This window comes from Methylobacterium sp. TK26, assembly GCF_055361565.1.
Map to the genome: position 1 here is coordinate 3,335,778 of NZ_CM143965.1, position 19,839 is coordinate 3,355,616.

Consider the following 19,839-nt stretch of genomic DNA (forward strand, 5'->3'; position numbering starts at 1 on the left):
GACGGCGAAGGAGTGAGGCGCTATATCGGAAGGGTCGATGCGATACGACAATTCCGAAGCCCGCTGGCGTGCCACCGCCGTGCGGGCTTCACCTTTTCTGGATGCCATTCTGCTACGCGGCCTCCTGCTCAAGAGAGGCCACGAAAGCGCGTAGTGAAGCATCGGTGATGTGCGTGCTCGCCCCGATTTTCACGGCCTTCAGTTTACCCTCGCCGATCAAGCGATAGAGCGTGGTGTTGCCGATGCCGAGCGCTTCGCGGACCTCGGTTGGCCGATGCAAAAGCTTCAGCGTTGGCGGACGCAGATCATCCTGCGCCGCCTGAAACCTCTCGGTATTCATGGCTGTTGTCCTCTACTTTCGCTGGATTGCCAGCGAAGACAGACGAATAATGCCTCTAACTTTTCTTAAGTCACGCAGCTTAGGTGGAGGCTTGTCAGGATGTCGGACACGCAGACAGAGTGTCCGAAATTAGCGAATGTGCTTCTCAATCCACCGCTCAATCGTCTTCCTATCTGGACCGCTCTCTCCTCCCAGAGCAGCGAAATTGTCTTCCGCCTGCCTCTCGATAGACTTTGCGATTTTATAGTTGCTCAAACGATCCCATTCTAAGTCTTTTATGGACATAGCTGCGTCAAAAATTGCGGCTTCTCGACGCCTAATTTCATCAAGTAGTGTCGCATCATCACGCCGAGCTTTTCTAGCTTCGAAAGTATTCTTTCTAAAAGTGGATTTTACGGATGTTTGAAGAGTTGTGCTGAAACCGCCGCAAACATACGCGCCATGCAAAAGCAATCTGAGGCATCGCTCAGCTTCATCGGCAGCGACTTTGTCTACGTCTGCAAGCTTCGATAATATCTCTGCTCGTAGCGCGTCGCCATTATTCAATTGGTCTACGGCTCGCTGCGCCAAAATCTTCTCTTGGCCAGTGAATTGATCGGCTTCGATTTTCTCCGACAGCATCTTAAGGTACCAGCGAATAATCCCCCCGCTGCCGTAGTCTCCAAGACCGCTCACGCTCACCCCCGATTTCAGCATGCGACGCTACACGCAGCAGAATTCCGCCCAGGCAGCCATCAGATCGCGCCGCTTCTCGAACAGATCGCCGCGCCGATAGGCCCGCTCAACCTTCGACTCGACGGTATGGGCCAGCGCCATCTCGACCACCTCGGACGGGAAACCCGTGGTTTCAGAAGCCCAGTCCCGAAACGAGCTGCGGAAGCCGTGGACGGTGATGTCCTCCCGCTCCATCCTCCGGAGCAGAACCAGCATGGCCATGTTGGAGAGAGGCTTGCCGCGCCGGCCGCCGGGGAAGACGTAGGTGGCGTCCAGGCCCTTCATCACCGTGAGGATAGCTAGCGCTGCCAATGAGAGCGGTACGCGGTGTTCGGCCCCGGCCTTCATCCGCTCGGCCGGGACGATCCAGATCCCAGCATCCAAATCAACCTCAAACCACCGGACCCCTAGCGCCTCGCCTGTCCGGGCCGCCGTGAGGATCGTGAAGGCCATCAGCTTTGCAGCGACGCCCGTCTGCTCGGTGAGCGACTTCATGAAGGCTGGCACCTGCGCGAAGGGAAGCGCGGCGTGGTGCTCAACCTTCTGCACCCGCGACCGCTTCGGTAGTAGGTTGGCAAGATGGCCTTTCCAGCGGGCGGGGTTCTCCCCGCGCCGGTAGCTATGAGTCGTCGCCCAATCGAGGATTGCTTCGACTCGGCCGCGCACCCGCGTTGCCGTCTCGGCCTTCGTCGTCCAGATCGGCTGCAACGCCTGCATCACCAAGCCGGTATCGACCGCTGCAACGGGCAGATCGCCGAACATGGGAAAGGCGTAGGCTTCGAGTGTCGCCGTCCACTGCGCTGCATGCTTCGCGTTGCGCCAGCCGGCTTTATGCGCCTCGATGTACCGCTCGGCGCAGCTTCGGAAGGTGATTGCCTTCGCAGCCTCAATCGCCGCGTCCTGGCGCTGGCCGCGCCGCATCTCAATAGGGTCGATGCCTTCGTAGCAGAGCTTGCGACAGGTCAGTGCCTTGTCGCGTGCCTCGGCCAGCGTGAACGTGCCTGCCGAGCCGAGCCCCATCTCACGCGACTTACCGCGCAGCGTGAAGCGGAAGATCCAGCTTTTCGAGCCCTTACCCGTCACCTGAAGCCAAAGGCCGCCGCCGTCCCCGTACATGCCGGGGGTCTTCAGCTTGGCGACCCCAAGGGCGGTGAGCTTGCCAGCCATGTCTGTTTCACCCACGCGGCTACCCACATGGCAGTCGCGAATTTGGGCGAACGCGTGCGAACCCCGGCGGTTCCCCGACGTGGTGAAAACACTGATATTTCTGGTGCTTAGCGGACGCTGGCGAACTTCAGCGAACGGGTAACTGGCGGAGAGGGGGGGATTCGAACCCCCGATGGGCTTGCACCCATGCCGCATTTCGAGTGCGGTGCATTCAACCGCTCTGCCACCTCTCCAGCCCGGCTCGGACAGGACACCGAAGCGTCGCGGCCGGAACCGTGCGCCGCCGAGACGGGGCCGGCACGGGGCGCGACCGTCGAACTCTGCGGATAGGCGCTCATAATCGGCCGGGGCGTCGAGGGCAAGGGGTTGCCGCGCTCGCTTCGCTCCGAGCCCCAGCGCCGCAGGGGGGAGCCCCCGGCGGGGCTGGCCGGTTGGCCCCAGCGCGTGTTGCGGGAGGCGGCGATGGAATCTGTGCTCGGCAGGAGCCACACTCGGGTCGAGGGGGCCACCAAGGTCACCGGCTCGGCCGTCTATGCTTCCGATACGCTCCGCAGCGAGGCCGGAGGCGAGGTCGCGCATGCGGCTCTCGTCACCAGCACCATCGCCCTGGGGCGGATCGTCGGGTTCGATCTCGCCGCCGCGCAAGCTGTGCCCGGCGTGCTCGCCGTGTTCACCCATCGCGATTGCGCCGGCCGCGTCGCCCCCGTGGCGCACCTGATGGCCGGGGGCTACGTCAACTCCTCGCACCGGCCGCTCGACTCCGATGCGGTCGCCTATGCCGGGCAGATCGTCGCCCTGGTGGTCGCCGAGACCTCCGAGGCCGCCGCGGCGGCGGCCGCCGCCGTGCGGGTCGCCTACGACGAGGCGCCGGCCTCGGCCGGGTTCGACGCGCCCGGCGCCGAGACCATCCGCCTCGCGGACCTGAAGGCCCAGCACGAGGATGTCCGCGTCGGCGATGCGGAGGCGGCGCTGGGGGCCTCGGCCCACCGGGTCGAGGCGCGCTACGCGACGCCGATCCAGCATCACAACCCCATCGAGTTGTTCACCACCCGCTGCGCCTGGGAGGGCGACCGGCTCACCGTGCACGAGCCGACGCGCTTCGTCGGCGCCGTCCAGCACGGGCTCGCGGCCCAGCTCGGGCTCGATCCCGCCAACGTGCGTGTGGTCTCGGGGCTCATCGGCGGGCATTTCGGCTCGAAATTCGCCCTGTCGCAGCACACGGCCCTCGTGGCGCTCGCCGCGCGGCGCCTCGGGCGACCGGTTTCGCTGGTGCCGACAAGGCGGCAATGCTTCACCATCGCCAATTACCGGCCGGAATCGCGCCACGACATCCGCCTCTCCGCCGATGCGGAGGGGCGCCTCACCGCCCTGGTGCACGAGGCGGAAGTGGTGACCTCGCGCTTCGACCCCTTCGCCATGGAGGGCGCCGACGTCACCGCGAGCCTCTATGCCTGCCCGGCGATCCGCACGGAGGAGCGGGCGGTGCGGGTGGACCGCAACACGCCGGGCCCGATGCGGGCGCCGCCGGAGGTGCCGTATCTCTTCGCCCTCGAGAGCGCGATGGACGAGATGGCGTGGCGCCTCGGCCTCGATCCGATCGAGTTGCGCCGCCGCAACGACACGGCGCGCGATCCCGTCAGCGGCAAGCCCTTCACCTCGCGCCCGCTCATGGCCTGTTTCGACGCCGGGGCGAAGGCCTTCGGCTGGGGGCGGCGCCTGCCGCGCCCCGGCGCCCTGCGGGACGGGCCGTGGCGGGTCGGCCTCGGCTGCGCCACCTCGGTGCGTCCGGTGAAGATCGCCGCCGCGACGATCCGGGTCCGGCGCAACGCCGACGGCGCGGTCGAGGTCGCCGCCGCCCACCACGAGATCGGCAACGGCATCACCACCCTGCTGGCCATGGGCGCCGCCGAATGGCTCGGCGTCCCCGTCGGGCGGGTGAGCGTCCATCTCGGCGACACCGATCTGCCGCCGGCCGGCATCTCCGGCGGGTCGAGTACCACCACGAGCCTGATGAACGCCCTCTCCCTCGGCTGCGCGCAGTTGCGCGACAAGCTCGCGGGGGCGCCGGAGGGGGAGGCGGTGGAGGTCGTGGCCGCGTTCGTGCCGCGCGGCGGCAAGCCGGATGCGCTGAAAGCGTTGCGCGAGGGCCATATCGGCCTGACCCTGCCGGACGATGCCCTCTCCTGGGCCTTCGGCGCGCAATTCGCGGAGGTGCATGTCCATGCCGAGACCGGGGAGATCCGGGTGCCCCGGCTCACCGGCGCCTTCGCGGCGGGGCGGGTGCTGAACCCGCTCACCGCCCTCAGCCAGTTGAAGGGCGGGATGATCTGGGGCCTCGGCTCGGCCCTGCTGGAGGAGACGGTGCTCGACGGCGCGGCCTACCGCAACCCGGACCTCGCCGAATACCTCGTGCCGACCAGCGCCGACGCGGAGACGGTGGAGGCCATCCTCGTGCCGGACCCGGACGACAGGGTGAACCCGCTCGGCGTGAAGGGCCTCGGCGAGCTCGGGATCATCGGGGTGAACGCGGCCATCGCCAACGCGGTGTACCATGCCACCGGGGTCCGCCAGCGCCACCTGCCGATCCGCATCGAGGACATGCTGGCCTGAAAACGACCGCCCGCGTCGGAAAGTCCCGCCCGAACGGCAGCTTGCGCCGTCGTTCTGTCGATATTCAGGCCGATGCCGCTACTCAAAGTTTGACCGGCCGCCCGGTGCGAGGCATCGCGGCGGCGGCATGGGGGGACCGATCGGTCGGCTTCCGGCGATACGCCGGGGGTGCGGGGTCTTCGCCCTGCGCCGATCGTTCCGTCCCACGGCGCCCGCCCGGTTGCTGCGCCGCATGCCCGCCTCGGTCGAGTATCCGCGCCCATGTCCCACAGCGCCCTTCCTGACCGCGATCCGCCCGCCGCCCCGCCCCTGCGCGAGGCGTGGCACGGGGCGCCGCGCGCCCTCATGGGGCGGCGCCTCGCCCTGGCGGTGCCGAGCCTCGCCACCGCCGCCGCCATCGCGTGGCTCGCCGCCCGCGCCTACCCGGCGGTGGATGCGCTTTCGACGGCGGTGCTCGTCACCTTCTCCCTGGTCCTCGGCTGGCAGGCCTTCACCGCCTGGCAGTACCTCTACGGCTTCCTCGCCGGCCTGTTCGGCGACCGGACGGTCTCCGCCCTGGAGCGCGCCGCCGAGGCGGCGGGCCCCCTGCCGCAGGGTGCGGGGCGGACGGCGGCCATCGTCGCGATCCATGCCGAGGATGCGGTCGCGGTGTTCGCGCGGCTGCGGGTCATGGCCCGCTCCCTGGCGCGGGAGGGCACGGACGACATCGACATCTTCGTCCTCTCGGACACCCGCGACGGCGCCATCGCCGCCGTGGAGGAGCACGAATTCGCCCGCATCCAGGCCTGGGCGGCGGCGGACCCGGCCCTGCCGCGCATCCGCTACCGCCGGCGGCGGGAGAATGTCGGGCGCAAGGCCGGCAACGTCGCGGAGTTCTGCGCGAGCCACGGCCAGGACTACGCGTTCATGATCGTGCTGGACGCCGACAGCCTGATGACCGGCGCGGCGATGACCCGCCTCGTCCGGCTGATCCAGGCGAGCCCGAAGGTCGGGCTGATCCAGACCGTCTCCTACGCCGCCGGCCGCGACACACTGTTCGCCCGCGTGCAGCAATTCGCGGTGCGGCTCTATGCGCCGCTGGCCCTGCGCTGCCTGGAGACGTGGCAGGGGCCGGAGGGCAGCTACTGGGGCCACAACGCGATCCTGCGGATCGAGGCCTTCGCGGCCCATGCCGGCCTGCCGGTGCTCCCCGGCCGGGCGCCGCTGGGCGGCGAGATCCTGTGCCACGACATCGTGGAGGGCGCGCTGATGGTCCGCGCCGGCTGGGAGGTGCGCCTCCTGCCGGAATTCGGCGGCACCTGGGAGGAGATGCCCACCAACCTCATCGACCTGCTCGGCCGCGAGCGCCGCTGGTGCCAGGGCAACCTGCAGCACCTGCGCGTGCTGCCCTGGAAGGGTTTGCGGGCGGCGAGCCGCTGGCACATCGTGGTTGGCATCCTCTCCTACGGGGTCCTGCCCCTCTGGATCGCCTTCCTCGGCCTCGGCGCGTGGCAGGCCGCCCGCAGCGGCGACCTCGGCCTCCTGGCCTACGGGCTCGGCGGCGCGGGCCCGGCCGCCCATGCCCTGGCGGCGCTCTCCATCGGGGTGCTGGCGGCGCCGAAGCTCCTGAGCCTCGTCCATGTGCTCGCCTCCCGCGAGCGCCGCGCCGCCTTCGGCGGCACCGGCCGGCTGCTCGCCAGCGCGGCCCTGGAACAGGCCGTCTGGGTGTTCCTGTGGCCGGTGATGACCCTGTTCACGGCGGGCGCCGTCTGCGCGACCTTCCTCGGCAAGGTGGTGCGCTGGGAGACGCAGGCGCGCGACGACCGGCAGGTCTCCTGGGCCGAGGCGTTCCGCCTCCAGGTGGATGCGGTGGTGGTGGGCGCCACGATGCTCCTCGGCCTCGCCTGGGCTGGCAACCTCTGGCTCGGCCTGTGGCTCGCCCCCGTGGCGCTGGCGCTCCTCACCAGCCCGGCCCAGAGCGTCTGGACCAGCCGCTCCGACCTCGGCCGCGCGGCGCGGGCACGGGGCCTGTTCCTGACGGCGGACGACACCGCCCAGGCGCCGGAACTGGCGGACCTCGCCCAGATCCGCGGCATCCCCGCCGGCCCGACCCGCACCGCCGTCCGCGAGCCCGCCGTGTGGATCCCCGCCGCCGACGAGGTGTGAAGTTCGGCAGAGTGCACGCAGCAATCATCGCCACACTTGCAGCAACCTTATGGCCACGCCGCCACAGTGTTGCCATGACATCACGGCGGCGGCGGAATGGCCGGGGGCACGGGTTTCAGGCTTGGCTTTGGGGCCGGAGCGTTTAGGCCTTGGTGAGGATCGGCACGGCATCGTGTCCGCCAGCGTTCCTGCGTTCTCCGCCATTTTGCGCCTGCCCTCGTGAGGCTTTGATGCGTCGCTTAATTCCCGCCCTCGCCGGCCTTGCCGGCGCGGCCGTTCTCGCCGCGCCCGCCTTCGCCTACGAGATCGATCCGCTGACTCGCCAGCCCATCGACAACGTACTGACGGTGCGCGTGCGGCCCCAGGCCGCCGAGCCTGCCTCCGTGCCGGTGGTCAACACCGCCCTCACCACCGCCGACCCGCTCCAGCAGAGCGCGGCCGTCCCGCAGATGTCCGCGATCCAGCGCGAGACGGTGGCCTATGACGGCCCCTACGGCGCCGGGACCATCGTGGTCTCCACCGCCGAGCGGCGCCTCTACTACGTGCTCGGCGGCGGCCAGGCCCTGCGCTACGGCGTCGGCGTCGGCCGTCCGGGCTTCACCTGGGGCGGCGTCCAGATCATCACCATGAAGCGTGAATGGCCGGATTGGCGCCCGCCGGCCGAGATGATCCGCCGCCGGCCCGACCTGCCGCGCTACATGAAGGGCGGGGTCGAGAACCCGCTCGGCGCCCGCGCCATGTATCTCGGCGGCACCATGTACCGCATCCACGGCTCCAACGAGCCGGAGACGATCGGCACCGCCGTGTCCTCGGGCTGCATCCGCATGACCAACGAGGACGTGATGGACCTCTACACCCACGCCAAGGTGGGCACGAAGGTCATCGTCCAGCGCTGATCCGCGCCACGCGGAACGGAGTCAGGGGCCGGCGGCGACGCCGGCCCTTTCGTTTGGGCGCGTCAGGCGCCGACCCGCTCGATCACCGCCGGGCGCTCCGGCGGGGCCTCGCCCATCCGGTAGGCGGCGCGCAGGGCCGCCTCGGCTCGGTCGGCGCCCGCCTTGTCCGCCGCGTGGACGATCCCGAGCAGGCCCCCCGCATCGCCCGGCCGGGCGAGGTCGGTGAGGCCCACCGCCGGGTCGATGTCGTCCTGCGGCCGGGTGCGCCCGCCGCCGAGGGCGATCACCGCGAGGCCGACCTGCCGCGTCGCCACCGACGCCACCGTGCCCGGCGCCTCCACCCGGCGGCGGACGGGCGCGGCGGGCAGATGGGCCTCCGGCCTGTCGAGGAGATCGGACGGGCCGCCCAACGCCGCGACCATGCGGGCGAAGCACTCCGCAGCCCGGCCCGAGGCGAGGGCGTCCTCCAGCCGCGACGCCGCCTCCTCACGGGTGGCGGCGAGGCCGCCCAGCACCAGCATCTCGGCGCCGAGCGCCAGAGTGACGGCGTGGAAGCGCGGCTCCCGCCGCCGGCCGGTTAGATAGTCGAGGGCGTAGGCGACCTCGAGGGCATTGCCGGCGGCCGAGGCGAGCGGGGCATCCATGTCGGTGATGAGCGCCGTCGTGGGCAGGCCGGCGCCGACCGCCACGGACACGATGCTCTCGCCGAGGGCGCGGGCCTCCGGCAGCCCCTCCATGAAGGCGCCCGAGCCCTGCTTCACGTCCATGACGAGCCCACCGAGCCCGGCCGCGAGCTTCTTCGAGAGGATCGAGGCGGTGATCAGGTCGAGGGATTCGACCGTGCCGGTCACGTCGCGGATGGCGTAGAGCCGCTTGTCGGCCGGCGCCATCCGCGCGGTCTGGCCGATGATGGCGCAGCCGGTCTCGGCCACGACCCGCCGGAACAGGTCGGGATCGGGGGCGACGTCGTAGCCGGGGATGCTCGCGAGCTTGTCGAGGGTGCCGCCGGTATGGCCGAGGCCCCGGCCGGAGATCATCGGCACGTAGCCGCCGCAGGCCGCCACCATCGGCGCCAGCGGCAGACTCACCGTGTCGCCGACGCCCCCCGTCGAGTGCTTGTCGAGGACGGGGCCCGGCAGGTCCCAGGCGAGCACCGCGCCGGACTGGGTCATGGCCCGCGTGAGGGCGACCCGCTCCGGCACCGACAGGCCCCGGAAGAACACCGCCATGGCGAAGGCCGCCGCCTGCCCCTCGGTGACGGCCCCGCCCGTGAGGCCCCGGATGAAGGCGGCGATCTCGTCGTCGGAGAGGATGCCGCCGTCGCGCTTGGCGCGGATGGTCTCCTGCGGCAGGCGCATCCTCAGCCCTCCCGCACCTGCATCAGCACGCCGAACAGGCTGCTCGCCCCGAGCCGGAAGGTCGCCGGGCGCGCCCAGGCGGGGCCCATCGCCCGGTCGGCCAGCGCCAGATAGGTCCGGGCGTCGTCGAGGGTGCGCAGGCCCCCGGAGACCTTCACCCCCGCCGGCCGCCCGGAGGCCAGGACCGCGTCGAGGAGGATGCGTGCGGCCTCGGGCGTCGCCGAGACCGGGCTCTTGCCGGTGGAGGTCTTCAGGAAGTCGGCCCCGGCCGCCAGCGCCAGATCGGCGGCGGCGCGGATGGCGGCGGGGGTGCGCAGCTCGCCGGTCTCCAGGATGACCTTGAGCAGGGAATCCGGACAGGTCTCGCGCACCGCCTCGATCACCTCCCGGGCCACCGCCTCGTCGCCACGCAGGACGGCGCGGTAGGGCAGGACGAGATCGATCTCGCCCGCCCCGTCGCGGCAGGCCTCGGCGGCATCGTCGGCGGCGCGGGCGGCATCCTCGTCGCCGGCGGGGAAGTTGATCACCGTCGCGATGCGGATGCCGGTGCCGGCCAGCGCCTGCGCGCTCCGCGCCACGAAGGAGGGCCAGACGCAGATCGCCGCCACGCCCCCGGCGCGGGCATCCCGGCACAGGGCGTCGACTTTCGTCTCGGTACAGGTGTCGCCGAGATCGGTCAGGTCCAGCAGGGCGAGCGCCCGTGTGGCGACGGCGCGGGATTCGTCGGTCGTCATGGGCTCTCTCCCGGCTCGGGCAGGGCGGCGGCGAAGGCGCGCACCAGCCGCGTGAGGTCTCCGGCGGCGGCGGCGGCCACCGCCTTGGTTTCGGCGTGGTGGGGCGCTCCGCCCGCGATCCCCGCCGCGAGGTTCGTGACCGCCGAGACGGCCACGACCGGCAGGCCGAGGAAACGGGCGAGGATGGTCTCGGGCACGGTCGACATGCCCACGAGGTCGGCCCCGAGGAGGCCGGCCATGCGCACCTCGGCCGGGGTCTCGAAGCTCGGGCCGGAGAACCACGCATAGATCCCCTCGGCGAGCGGGATCCCCTCCCCCCGCGCGGCGTGCGCGAGCCGCGCGCGCAGGGCGGGATCGTAGGCGTCGGTCATCGGCACGAAGCGGGCGTCGTCCGCCTCGCCGATCAGCGGGTTGAGGCCCGACAGGTTGATGTGGTCGGTGAGCAGGGCGAGCCGCCCCGGCCCGACCTCCGGCCGGAGCGAGCCGGCCGCGTTGGTGAGGAACAGGCAGCGTGCCCCGAGGTCGCGGGCGCAGGCCAGGGGCAGGCGCATCGCCGCCGGGTCGCCGGATTCGTAGGCGTGGGCGCGGCCCTCGAAGACCAGCACCGGCCGCCCGGCGATCCGGCCCCGGTGCAGCCGCCCGCGATGGCCGCTGACGCCCGCCCCCGGAAAGCCGGGGATCGCCGCGTAGTCGAGGCTCGTGGCGTCGTCGAGGCCGGCGGCCAGCGCCCCGAGGCCGGTTCCGGCCACCACGGCGCAGGCATACGGCCCCTGGAAGCCGGCTTCTCGCAGGGTCGCGAGGGCATCGCCCGTCACGACAGGGTCTCGCACGACAGGGTCTCGGGCCCGAAGGAGGCCGGCAGCAGGGCGTCGAGGGTGTGGCGGGCGAGAACGCCGCCCGGCCCGGCGGCGAAGACGGGGGTGTCGGGACCGGCGAATTCGCGGATGCGCTGGCGGCAGGCGCCGCAGGGCGTCACCGGCACGGCCCCGTCCGCGCAGACGAGGATCGCGGCGATCCGCCTGCCCCCGGCGGCGATCATGGCGGCGACGGCCCCCGCCTCGGCGCAGGTGCCGACCGGATAGGCCGCGTTCTCGACGTTGCAGCCGGCATGGAGGGCCCCGGTCTCATCACGCAGGGCCGCGCCGACGCTGAACCGGGAATAGGGCGCGTAGGCCCGTCGGCGGGCGGCCAGGGCCGCCTCGAACAGGGCGCCGAGCCCTTCGTCTTCCGATCCCGCCCGCATGGGCCGTGTTTCGCACCAAGCGGGCCGCTCTGTCGAGGGCGCTCAGCCCCCGAGCAGGCTCGCCGCACGCTGCAGAACCGCATCCCGCAGGGGCCCGCTGACCGCATAGGCGTTGCCGCCGGAGGTCCAGGCGAGGACGCGGCCTTCCGCGGTGTCGCCCAGCATGGCCGGGCCGGAGCGGCCGTCGGCGCGGGTGGCGAAGAGGGACACCTCGCCGATGGATTCCGCCTCGAAGGCGACCTCGATGCCGGTGCCGTGCCGGGACGGGAAGACCTGCAGGTCGCGGACCCGCCAGCCCTCCGGCAGGGGCGGCAGTTCGACCCCGGTGGCCCGGCGCAGGCGGTCCCGGTCGTAGGAGGCCGCGTCCGCCGCCGTCACGAGGCGCAAATGGGCCACGGTGCGGGCTTGGCGCGCATCCTCCACGAGGCTCGCATCGATGGGGGAGGCCAGCGTATCCGGCACGCCGAAGCGGCCGATCTCGTCATGGGCGAGCCAGCCCGCGCCGACCAGCACGGCGATGGCCGCCGCCCGCTTCATCCGCGAGGCGACGCGGCCCCAGCGGAGGGAGCGGTCGAGACGCCGGGCGAGGGCGAAGTTGCGGTCAGGCCCCGGGCCGAGGCGCTCGCGGAAGCTGGCGCGCAGGGCGTCGCGGTCGTGGAAATCCGCCATGACGCGGGCTGCCGCCTCGGGATGGGCGGCCAGATGGGCCTCGACCTCGAGGCGGCGCATCGGGTCGATCTGCCCATCGACGAAGGCGATGAGATCGCTGTCTGTGATCGGATCCATCATCGGTGACATCCTAAAGTCTGCCGGTCTCCCGTCCGGCGTGACGGGCTCCCGGAAAGGGGGCGGGCGCAGCGCCCCGAATCACGAATCACCCACGGCCCGCCGTGGGGCGCCGTTGCCGGTGACGAGCCGCAGCGGCGGACGGGCCGGCCGGGCCGGGCCCGGTGGATCGTCCGCCTCGCGGCCGAGGCGCGTGCCCTCCTCGAAGGCGCGCAGGGCGGCGCGCCCGCGCCCGAGGCGGGACATCAGCGTGCCGATGGGGATGCCGAGCACGGCCGCCGCGTCGGCATAGGCCATGCCCTCGATGGTCACGAGGTGGAGCGCGGCGCGCTGCTCTTCCGGCAGGGTGGCGAAGGCTTCGCGGATCTGCGCGAGCCGCACCTGACCCTCCTGGGCAGGCGGGCTCGTCTCGTCGTGCATCCGCACGAGGGCGTCGGCGTGACGCACCTCGACCTGGCGGCGGCGCTGCTCGTCGATGAAGACGTTGTGCAGCACCGTCATCATCCAGGTGCGCAGGTTGGTGTTGGGGCGCAGCGTCCCCTTCGCCTCCAGGGCGCGCACCAGGGTGTCGTGCACGAGGTCGTCGGCCTTCAGGGAATCCCGTGTCAACGCACGGGCATAGCGCCGAAGCGGCACCAGGAGGTCGACGATGTCCGGTAGGGCGTTCTTATCGGGCATGACAGGTGAACGCCGCAGGGTCCGGGATTAATCCCGGCGCTACTGATAGGCCTCGCGCAGGTTGATGGTGCAGGTCTGGCCGACCTGATCGAAATGCTGGCCGAGCCAGGCCCGGGCCGCCGCTCGCCCCTTGTCGCGCAGGCGCAGGAACACCTTCCAGCGGGCGTCGAGCTTCGAGGCGGCGTTGTAATCCTCCAGGGCGTCGGTGCCGTCGATCCGGTGGATCAGCACGCGCTCGTAGCCGTTGCGCGCCAGCGTCCCCTCCTCGATCAACCCGTCCACGAAGTCGATGGCCCGCAATTCGCGCATCAGGTTGGCGTTGAAGGTGATCTCGTTCAGCCGGTCGCGGATCTCGGCCTCGGTGCGCGGGGTCTCCCGCCGCTCGACGGGGTTGATCTGCACCAGCAGGATGTCGCGGGTCCGCGCCCCCCGGTAGAGGGGGTAGAGGGGCGGGTTGCCGAGATAGCCGCCATCCCAATAGGGCACGCCCTCGATCTCCACCGCCTGGAACACCGTGGGCAGGCAGGCCGAGGCCATCAGGTGATCGACGGTGAGGGTATCGCGCTCGAACACGGCGAGCTTGCCGGTCCAGACATTGGTGGCCGACACGTACACCCCCGCCGTCGGCGCATCGCGCAGGCGCTCGAAATCCACCTGCTTCGCCAGGGCCTTGCGCAGCGGGTTGATGTTGAGCGGGTTCGACACGTAGGGGCTCGGCGTCAGCGCCTTGAGCCAGAACTCGGCGACGGGGTTGCCCTTCCACAGGTTGAGCAGGCCCGAGACCATGTTGCGCTGGGTCGGGCCGAGGTCGCCGTCGAGGCTCACCTCCCGCCAGAACTGCTCCAGCGCCTCGCGGGCGCCGTCCGGGCCGCCCTTGACCCAGCCATCGACCATCACAACGGCGTTCATCGCCCCCGCGCTCGCGCCGGTCAGAGCCTCGAAGCCGAGCCGCCCGTCCTCGATCAGGGCGTCGAGGACGCCCCAGGTGAAGGAGCCGTGCGCGCCGCCCCCCTGCAGGGCGAGGGCGACCGTCTTCTCGGCCTTCGGGCCAGCGAGGACGTGGCCCGCGAAGCGCGCGGTCTCGGGGGCCACCATGTCCGGCGAATGTTCGGGGACGGCGGTGACGGGGTTGGTCGGCTCGGCGCCGTGGGGGTGCTCGCTCATGTTGGCCTCCTTTCCTGGCCTGGGAAGATCGGGGGGACGCGCGCCGGCCGCAACGGGCGTTTTTGCAATGCAGCAATCCGGCACCGAACGCGCGGCGGCGGGCGCGGTTCACGCCGGCAGGTGCGCCAGGGCACGGGTGAAGCGCCCGCGCTTGTCAGGATCGCCGGTTTCGCCCGGCCCTCCCGAGGCTTATGGAAACAGGGGAAAGGCCCCGCGCCGGCGGGCCGCATGGAGGAAACAATGGTCGCCTCGATCGCCCTGCCGCGTCTCATGCGCGTCGGCGCCGGGGCCTCCCGGCTCCTGCCGGAGGTGCTCGGCCAGCTCGGCCTGTCCCGTCCCTTCGTCGTCACCGACCCGTTCCTGGCCGGCAGCGGCGCGGTGGAGACCCTGACGGAGCGGCTCGCGGCCGGCGGGGTGAAGGCGCGGATCTTCTCCGAGACGGTGCCCGACCCGACGGTGGCCTCGGTCGATGCGGCGCTGGCCGCGCTCCAGCAGGGCGACTACGATTGCGTCGTCGGCTTCGGCGGCGGCTCGCCCATGGACACGGCCAAGGCGGTGGCGGTGCTGGCCCGGCACGGCGGCCCGATGCGGCGCTACAAGGCGCCCCACCTGCAGGAGGAGGCGGGCCTGCCCATCGTGGCGATCCCGACCACCGCCGGCACCGGATCGGAGGCGACGCGCTTCACCATCGTCACCGACGAGGCCAACGACGAGAAGATGCTCTGCATCGGCCTCGCCTACCTGCCGGTGGCGGCGCTGGTCGATTACGAGCTGACGCTGACGAAGCCCAAGCGCCTGACGGCCGACACGGGCATCGACGCGCTGACCCACGCCATCGAGGCCTACGTCTCGCGGCGGTCGAACCTCTTCTCGGACGGGCTCGCCCTGCAGGCGATGGGGCTGATCGCCCCGAACCTGCGCCGGGTCTGGACCGACCCCGGCGACCGCGCCGCCCGCGAGGCGATGATGCTCGGCGCGACCCAGGCCGGCATCGCCTTCTCGAACAGCTCCGTGGCGCTGGTCCACGGGATGAGCCGGCCGATCGGCGCGCATTTCCACGTGGCGCACGGCCTGTCGAACGCGATGCTGCTGCCGGCGGTGACGGCCTTCTCGGCCCCCGGCGCGATCGACCGCTACGCCGCCTGCGCGCGGGCGATGGGTGTGAAGTCCGGCCCCGGCGACGAGGCGGCGGCCTCGGCGCTGGTCAACGAGCTGCGCGCGCTCAACGACGACCTCGACGTGCCGAGCCCGCAGGAATACGGCCTCGACGCCGCGAAATGGGACGCGCTGATCCCCACCATGGCCGAGCAGGCCCTGGCCTCCGGCTCGCCGGGCAACAACCCGCGCATGCCGAACGCGGAGGAGATCGCCGCCCTGTACCGGGAGGTGTGGGCGGGGTAGCGGGGGCCGAGGCGGCGCGCTATTTTCGGTATTACCTTTAGATACCGAGGAGCGAGTCGATGCCCGCCACGCGCCCCGTCGTCGTGAAGCTGGACGTCGAGGTCCATGCGCGGGTGCGTGAGCTCGCCAAGGCTCAGAACCGTTCCGCGCATTACCTGATGCGCGAGGCCATCACCGAATACGTCGCCCGCGAGGAGAAGCGCGAGGCCTTCCGGCAGGAGGGCGTTGCCGCCTGGGCGAACTATGAGGCGACGGGGTTGCACCTGACCGACCGCGAAGCCGATGCCTGGATGGCGCGGCTCGAGGGCGGACAGGACGTCGAGCCGCCGGAATGTCACGACTGATCTGGTCGCCTGAGGCGCTCAAGGGCGTCCAGCGCTGCTACCGCTTCCTGGCCGACAAGAATCCCGCCGCCGCGACGCAGGCGGTGCGCGCCATCCGTGACGGGATGCGGACTATCCAGGCCCACCCGGCGGCGGGGCGCCCCGTAGCCCATCTCGCGCCCGAATTCCGCGAATGGCTGATCCCCTTCGGATCGAGCGGCTACGTCGCCCTCTATCGGGCGGACGGCGAGCGGATCGTGGTGCTCGCGGTCAGGCACCAGCGGGAAGCCGGGTACGGGTAGCGGGACGCCCCCGGCATCATTGCTTCGCTTGGCTCGCAATGACGCCGGGGGTTCGAGACCCCCTACTTCCCCGCCACCAGCGGGCAGCCGCTTTCGGCCTCGGTGGCGTAGGCTTCCTTGCCGGGGATGGTGGAGACCAGCTTGTAGAGATCCCACTCGCCCTTCGAATCGGCGGGCTTCTTGATCTCGAACAGGTACATGTCGTGCACCATCAGGCCCGTCTGCTGGACGTGGCCGTTATGGGTGAACACGTCGTCCACCGGCAGCGCCTTCAGCTTGGCGTTGACCGCGTCGGTCTCGTCCGTCCCCGCCGCCTTCACCGCCTTGAGGTAGGACAGAACCGCCGAATAGGTGCCGGTCTGGATCATGTTCGGCATCCGGCCGGTGCGCTTCATGAATCGCTGGCCGAAGGCGCGGGTCTCGTCGTTGAGGTCCCAGTACCAGCCCTCGGTGAGGGTCAGGCCCTGGGCCGCCTTGATGCCGAGCCCGTGGACCTCCGACAGGGTGAAGAGCAGCGCCGCGAGCTTCTGGCCGCCATCGGTGATGCCGTATTCCGCCGCCTGCTTGATCGAGTTCGAAGTGTCGAGGCCGGCATTGGCGAGCCCGATCACCTGCGCCTTCGACCCCTGGGCCTGGAGCAGGAACGAGGAGAAGTCCTGGCCGGACAGGGGATGGCGCACCGAGCCCACCACCGAGCCGCCATTGGCCTTCACGACCGCCGAGGTGTCGTTCTCCAGCGCCGTGCCGAAGGCGTAGTCGGCGGTGAGGAAGAACCACGTCTTGCCCCCCGCCCGCGTCAGGGCCCCGCCCGTGCCGACGGCCAGCGCATGGGTGTCGTAGGCCCAGTGATAGCCGTAGGGCGTGCAGGCCTTGCCGGTGAGGTCGCTGGAGGCCGCGCCCGTCGTGATGGTGATCTTCTTCTTCTCCTTCGACAGGCCCTGCACCGCGAGCGCCACCGAGGAGGTCGTGAGTTCCATGATCGCGTCGACGCCGTCGCGGTCGTACCATTGGCGTGCGATGCCCGAGGCGATGTCGGGCTTGTTCTGGTGGTCGGCCGAGACGATCTCGATCGGCACACCGCCGACCTTGCCGCCCATGTCCTCGACGGCCATCTTCGCCGCCTCGACGGAGCCGGCGCCGCCGAACTCGGCGTAGAGGCCGGACTGATCGTTGAGGATGCCGATCTTCACCGCGTTGCCCGAATAGGCCCCCTGCGCCGGGGCCTGTGCCGCGGCGGGGCCCGAACCGAGCACCGAACCCGCGAGGGCGGCCGCGAGCGCCGCGCCGCCGATACCCTTGACCATGCGTTTCATCCCGTCGTGCTGGTATCCCCGGCCTCTGACGGGCCGGGTCGGGCGCAAGCCTAGGACAAGCGCCGGAGCCGCGCCACGGCGGCGGGCACGGGGACGTGACGGTTCCCGCCTCCTTTCGCACGGCGAGACAGGCCCGCCTGCGCATCGGTCAGCAACACTTAACCATGTTTACACCAATCGAGCGCAACTTCCGGTCATGTCCGCCGATCCGGCGCTCCGCTGACCCCAGGCCCGACCGGAAGCCCGATGAAACCCGCCCGCCTCGCCGTCCTCGGCATCGCCCTCCTCGCGGGCAGCGGGGCGGCCTACCTCATGGGGGGCAGCCCGCCGCCCCCGCCGCCCCCGCCGGAGAAGGTCGTGCAGGCGCCCCCGCCGCCCACGACCGACGTGCTGGTCGCCGCCGCCGACGAGGCGATGGGGCAGGTGCTCCAGGCCGCCGACCTGCGCTGGCAGCCCTGGCCCGAATCGGCCGTCTCCCCCGGCTTCGTGACGCGTAAGGACAAGCCCGACGCCCTGGAGACGACGGTGGGCGCCACGGTGCGCTCCCCCTTCCTCGCCGGAGAGCCGATCCGCGCGCAGAAGCTCGTGCGGCCCGAGAGCGGCTTCATGGCCGCGATCCTGCCGGCCGGCATGCGGGCGGTGGCCATCGTCACCGACAGCCGGGGCACCAACTCGGCCGGCGGCTTCATCCTGCCGAACGACCGGGTCGACGTGATCCGCACCTTCCGCGACGACGCCGCCTCGAAGAACGCGGGGTCGGACGTGCAGGTCTCCCAGACGATCCTGCGCGACATCCGGGTGCTGGCCGTGGGCCAGCTCATCCAGGAAAAGAACGGCACCAACGTCGTCACGGGCGAGACCGCGACGCTGGCCCTCACGCCGCCCCAGGCCGAGACGGTGACGCTGGCCCAGAAGATCGGGTCGCTCTCCCTGGCCCTGCGCAGCCTCGCCGATGCCGGCCACACGGCCGAAGCCGAAACGCCGGTCGCCGAGGCGGCCGGTCCCGAACAGGGGCTGACCGTGGTGCGCTTCGGCATCACCCGCCAGCACACGCCGTGAGCGCCATGACGGTTCGCGACAGGAAGGCTCGCGCCATGATCACCCGCCCCGCCGCCCCGCGCCGCCTCGGCGCGCTGGCGCTCGCCGCCCTCACCGCCCTGCCGGGTCCGGCCACGGCCCAGTTGCGCGGCTCGCAGGAGCGCGGCGCCCTCGGGCCGGCGCCGGTCGTCACCGTGGGCGTGGCGGAAGCCAACACCAGCCGCCGGGTCGAGTTGACCGCCGGCCGCTCGGTCATCGTCGACCTGCCGCGCGACGCCAAGGAAGTGTTCGTCGCCAACCCGGCCGTGGCGAACGCCGTGGTGCGCTCGACCCGCAAGGTGTTCGTGATCGGCATGGCCGACGGCGCCACCACCATCTTCATCATGGATGCGGAGGGGCGGCAGATCGCCGCCCTCGACGTCACCGTCGCCCGCGACCTCAACCTCAGCACCCTGCGCGACCTGCTGCAGCAGAGCATCCCCGGCGGGCGGTTCGACGTGCGCTCCTCCGGCGCCTCGGTGCTGCTCTCCGGCTCGGTGAACTCCTCGGCCGAGGCGCAGCAGGCCATCGACATCTCCAACGCCTTCGTCGGCATCGGCGCCGGCGGGGCGACGGGCGGCGGCTCCACGGGCGGCGTCGCCTCCGGCGCGCGCGGCGCGGTGATCAACAACCTCACGATCCGCAACAAGGATCAGGTGATGCTGCGCGTCACCGTGATGGAGGTCTCGCGCAACGCCATCAAGCAGTTCGGCGTGAACCTGAACGGCAACTGGTCGGCCATCAACCCGCTCGGGTCGCTGGCGACCTCGCCCGCCCTCAGCAACCCGACCGCCTTCCCGATCACCGGCGGCAGCACGGGCAGCGGCCAGTTCCAGGCCTCGGCGCAGGGGGCGGGCTTCTCGCTCACGGCGACCGTCAAGGCCCTGGAACAAGCCGGCGTCTCGCGCATCCTCGCCGAGCCGACGCTGACCGCGATCTCCGGCGAGGCGGCGAAGTTCCTGGCCGGCGGCGAGTTCCCGGTTCCCTCCTCGGCCTCCTGCACCACCGGCTCCTGCACGCCGGGCATCGAGTTCAAGCAATACGGCGTGGCGCTCTCGTTCACGCCGGTCGTGCTCGCCGACAACCGCATCTCGATCCGCGTCGCCACCGACGTGACCGAGATCGATCCGCAGCAGAGCTTCAACTACACGTTCGGCACCGCGTCGGTCGCCGTGCCGGGCACGCGGGTCCGCCGCTCCGAGACGACGGTGGAACTGCCCTCCGGCGGCGTGATGATGACCGCGGGCCTCATCCAGCAGGTCAACAAGCAGGCGCTCACCGGCCTGCCGGGCCTGATCAACCTGCCGATCCTCGGCGCCCTGTTCCGCTCCCGCGACTACCAGCGCCAGGAGACGGAGCTGATGATCATGGTGACGCCGTACATCGCCAAGCCGGTGGAGCCGCGCCAGGTCGCCCGGCCGGACGACAACCTCGTCGACACGCCCGACACCCAGGCCGTGCTGCTCGGCCAGTTCAACCGCCTCTACGGCAAGGCCGGCGCCCCGCCGCTGGCGACCACCTATCGCGGCCGCGTCGGCTTCATCGTCGAGTAGCCCCCCACCGAGCGCGGCCCGACCGCCGAGGACCG

Annotated in this window: 19 protein-coding genes and 1 tRNA gene; 8 read left to right on the forward strand and 12 right to left on the reverse strand. The window is 71.2% G+C overall.

Going from position 1 to position 19,839, the window contains the following annotated elements:
• Positions 1–112: 112 nt before the first annotated feature.
• The 4 genes from ACXJ1Y_RS16190 to ACXJ1Y_RS16205 form a co-directional block, all read right to left on the reverse strand.
• Entirely contained in the window at positions 113–340 is a 228-nt protein-coding gene (locus tag ACXJ1Y_RS16190) for a helix-turn-helix domain-containing protein (protein WP_463847207.1), read from the reverse strand.
• A 129-nt stretch (positions 341–469) separates the two neighbouring features.
• A complete protein-coding gene (locus tag ACXJ1Y_RS16195) occupies positions 470–1,015 on the reverse strand; it encodes a hypothetical protein (protein WP_463847208.1) in 546 nt (181 codons plus the stop codon).
• A gap of 27 nt (positions 1,016–1,042) precedes the next feature.
• A complete protein-coding gene (locus tag ACXJ1Y_RS16200) occupies positions 1,043–2,221 on the reverse strand; it encodes a tyrosine-type recombinase/integrase (protein ID WP_463847209.1) in 1,179 nt (392 codons plus the stop codon).
• A gap of 143 nt (positions 2,222–2,364) precedes the next feature.
• Positions 2,365–2,454, reverse strand: a tRNA-Ser gene (locus tag ACXJ1Y_RS16205).
• A gap of 229 nt (positions 2,455–2,683) precedes the next feature.
• Here ACXJ1Y_RS16205 and ACXJ1Y_RS16210 point away from each other — a divergent pair.
• The 3 genes from ACXJ1Y_RS16210 to ACXJ1Y_RS16220 all read left to right on the forward strand — a co-directional run bounded on the left by ACXJ1Y_RS16210 (position 2,684) and on the right by ACXJ1Y_RS16220 (position 7,872).
• Complete coding sequence (locus ACXJ1Y_RS16210) at positions 2,684–4,831, forward strand: xanthine dehydrogenase family protein molybdopterin-binding subunit (protein WP_463847210.1); 2,148 nt, start codon at positions 2,684–2,686, stop codon at positions 4,829–4,831.
• Between the two features lie 261 nt (positions 4,832–5,092).
• Entirely contained in the window at positions 5,093–6,976 is a 1,884-nt protein-coding gene (gene mdoH / locus ACXJ1Y_RS16215; protein ID WP_463847211.1) for a glucans biosynthesis glucosyltransferase MdoH, read from the forward strand.
• 230 nt (positions 6,977–7,206) lie between these two features.
• Positions 7,207–7,872, forward strand: a complete 666-nt coding sequence (locus ACXJ1Y_RS16220; protein ID WP_463847212.1) for a L,D-transpeptidase — start codon at positions 7,207–7,209, stop codon at positions 7,870–7,872.
• Positions 7,873–7,934: 62 nt separating this feature from the next.
• Here the strand turns inward: ACXJ1Y_RS16220 and deoA are convergent, their stop codons facing one another.
• The 7 genes from deoA to ACXJ1Y_RS16255 all read right to left on the reverse strand — a co-directional run bounded on the left by deoA (position 7,935) and on the right by ACXJ1Y_RS16255 (position 13,835).
• Positions 7,935–9,230 (reverse strand): thymidine phosphorylase, encoded by a 1,296-nt coding sequence (gene deoA / locus ACXJ1Y_RS16225; protein WP_463847213.1) that lies wholly within the window; start codon positions 9,228–9,230, stop codon positions 7,935–7,937.
• Between the two features lie 2 nt (positions 9,231–9,232).
• Entirely contained in the window at positions 9,233–9,964 is a 732-nt protein-coding gene (gene deoC, locus ACXJ1Y_RS16230; RefSeq protein WP_463847214.1) for a deoxyribose-phosphate aldolase, read from the reverse strand.
• Complete coding sequence (locus tag ACXJ1Y_RS16235) at positions 9,961–10,794, reverse strand: purine-nucleoside phosphorylase (RefSeq protein WP_463847215.1); 834 nt, start codon at positions 10,792–10,794, stop codon at positions 9,961–9,963. The genes deoC and ACXJ1Y_RS16235 overlap by 4 nt, the downstream gene beginning before the upstream one ends.
• Positions 10,776–11,207: a cytidine deaminase gene (gene cdd / locus ACXJ1Y_RS16240; RefSeq protein ID WP_463847216.1), complete on the reverse strand. Its 432-nt coding sequence runs from the start codon at positions 11,205–11,207 to the stop codon at positions 10,776–10,778. The genes ACXJ1Y_RS16235 and cdd overlap by 19 nt, the downstream gene beginning before the upstream one ends.
• Before the next feature lie 42 nt (positions 11,208–11,249).
• The gene (locus ACXJ1Y_RS16245; protein ID WP_463847217.1) at positions 11,250–11,996 is read right to left on the reverse strand and encodes an anti-sigma factor family protein; all 747 of its coding nucleotides are present in this window, start codon (positions 11,994–11,996) and stop codon (positions 11,250–11,252) included.
• A 78-nt stretch (positions 11,997–12,074) separates the two neighbouring features.
• Positions 12,075–12,671, reverse strand: coding sequence for a sigma-70 family RNA polymerase sigma factor (locus tag ACXJ1Y_RS16250; protein ID WP_463847218.1), 597 nt, complete (start codon positions 12,669–12,671; stop codon positions 12,075–12,077).
• Positions 12,672–12,710: 39 nt separating this feature from the next.
• Positions 12,711–13,835, reverse strand: coding sequence for a patatin-like phospholipase family protein (locus tag ACXJ1Y_RS16255; RefSeq protein WP_463847219.1), 1,125 nt, complete (start codon positions 13,833–13,835; stop codon positions 12,711–12,713).
• Positions 13,836–14,075: 240 nt separating this feature from the next.
• Between ACXJ1Y_RS16255 and ACXJ1Y_RS16260 the strand changes: the two genes are divergently transcribed.
• The 3 genes from ACXJ1Y_RS16260 to ACXJ1Y_RS16270 are packed head-to-tail and all read left to right on the forward strand — an operon-like array spanning position 14,076 to position 15,861.
• On the forward strand, positions 14,076–15,236 hold the full coding sequence (locus ACXJ1Y_RS16260) for an iron-containing alcohol dehydrogenase (protein ID WP_463847220.1): 1,161 nt from the start codon (positions 14,076–14,078) through the stop codon (positions 15,234–15,236).
• A 59-nt stretch (positions 15,237–15,295) separates the two neighbouring features.
• Complete coding sequence (locus tag ACXJ1Y_RS16265) at positions 15,296–15,580, forward strand: CopG family ribbon-helix-helix protein (protein ID WP_463847221.1); 285 nt, start codon at positions 15,296–15,298, stop codon at positions 15,578–15,580.
• Positions 15,568–15,861, forward strand: a complete 294-nt coding sequence (locus tag ACXJ1Y_RS16270; protein WP_463847222.1) for a type II toxin-antitoxin system RelE/ParE family toxin — start codon at positions 15,568–15,570, stop codon at positions 15,859–15,861. Before ACXJ1Y_RS16265 ends, ACXJ1Y_RS16270 begins: the two co-directional genes overlap by 13 nt.
• A 62-nt stretch (positions 15,862–15,923) precedes the next feature.
• On the opposite strand, the gene ACXJ1Y_RS16275 is transcribed toward ACXJ1Y_RS16270, so the two are convergent.
• A complete protein-coding gene (locus ACXJ1Y_RS16275; protein WP_463847223.1) occupies positions 15,924–17,165 on the reverse strand; it encodes an ABC transporter substrate-binding protein in 1,242 nt (413 codons plus the stop codon).
• Between the two features lie 255 nt (positions 17,166–17,420).
• On the opposite strand from ACXJ1Y_RS16275, the gene cpaB reads away from it, so the two are divergent.
• Both cpaB and ACXJ1Y_RS16285 read left to right on the forward strand, forming a co-directional pair.
• Positions 17,421–18,233 carry a Flp pilus assembly protein CpaB gene (cpaB, locus tag ACXJ1Y_RS16280; protein ID WP_243951904.1) on the forward strand — a complete coding sequence of 271 codons (813 nt, stop codon included), beginning with the start codon at positions 17,421–17,423 and terminating at the stop codon, positions 18,231–18,233.
• Positions 18,234–18,268: 35 nt separating this feature from the next.
• Positions 18,269–19,804, forward strand: a complete 1,536-nt coding sequence (locus tag ACXJ1Y_RS16285) for a type II and III secretion system protein family protein (RefSeq protein WP_463847224.1) — start codon at positions 18,269–18,271, stop codon at positions 19,802–19,804.
• The last annotated feature ends 35 nt before the right edge of the window (positions 19,805–19,839 follow it).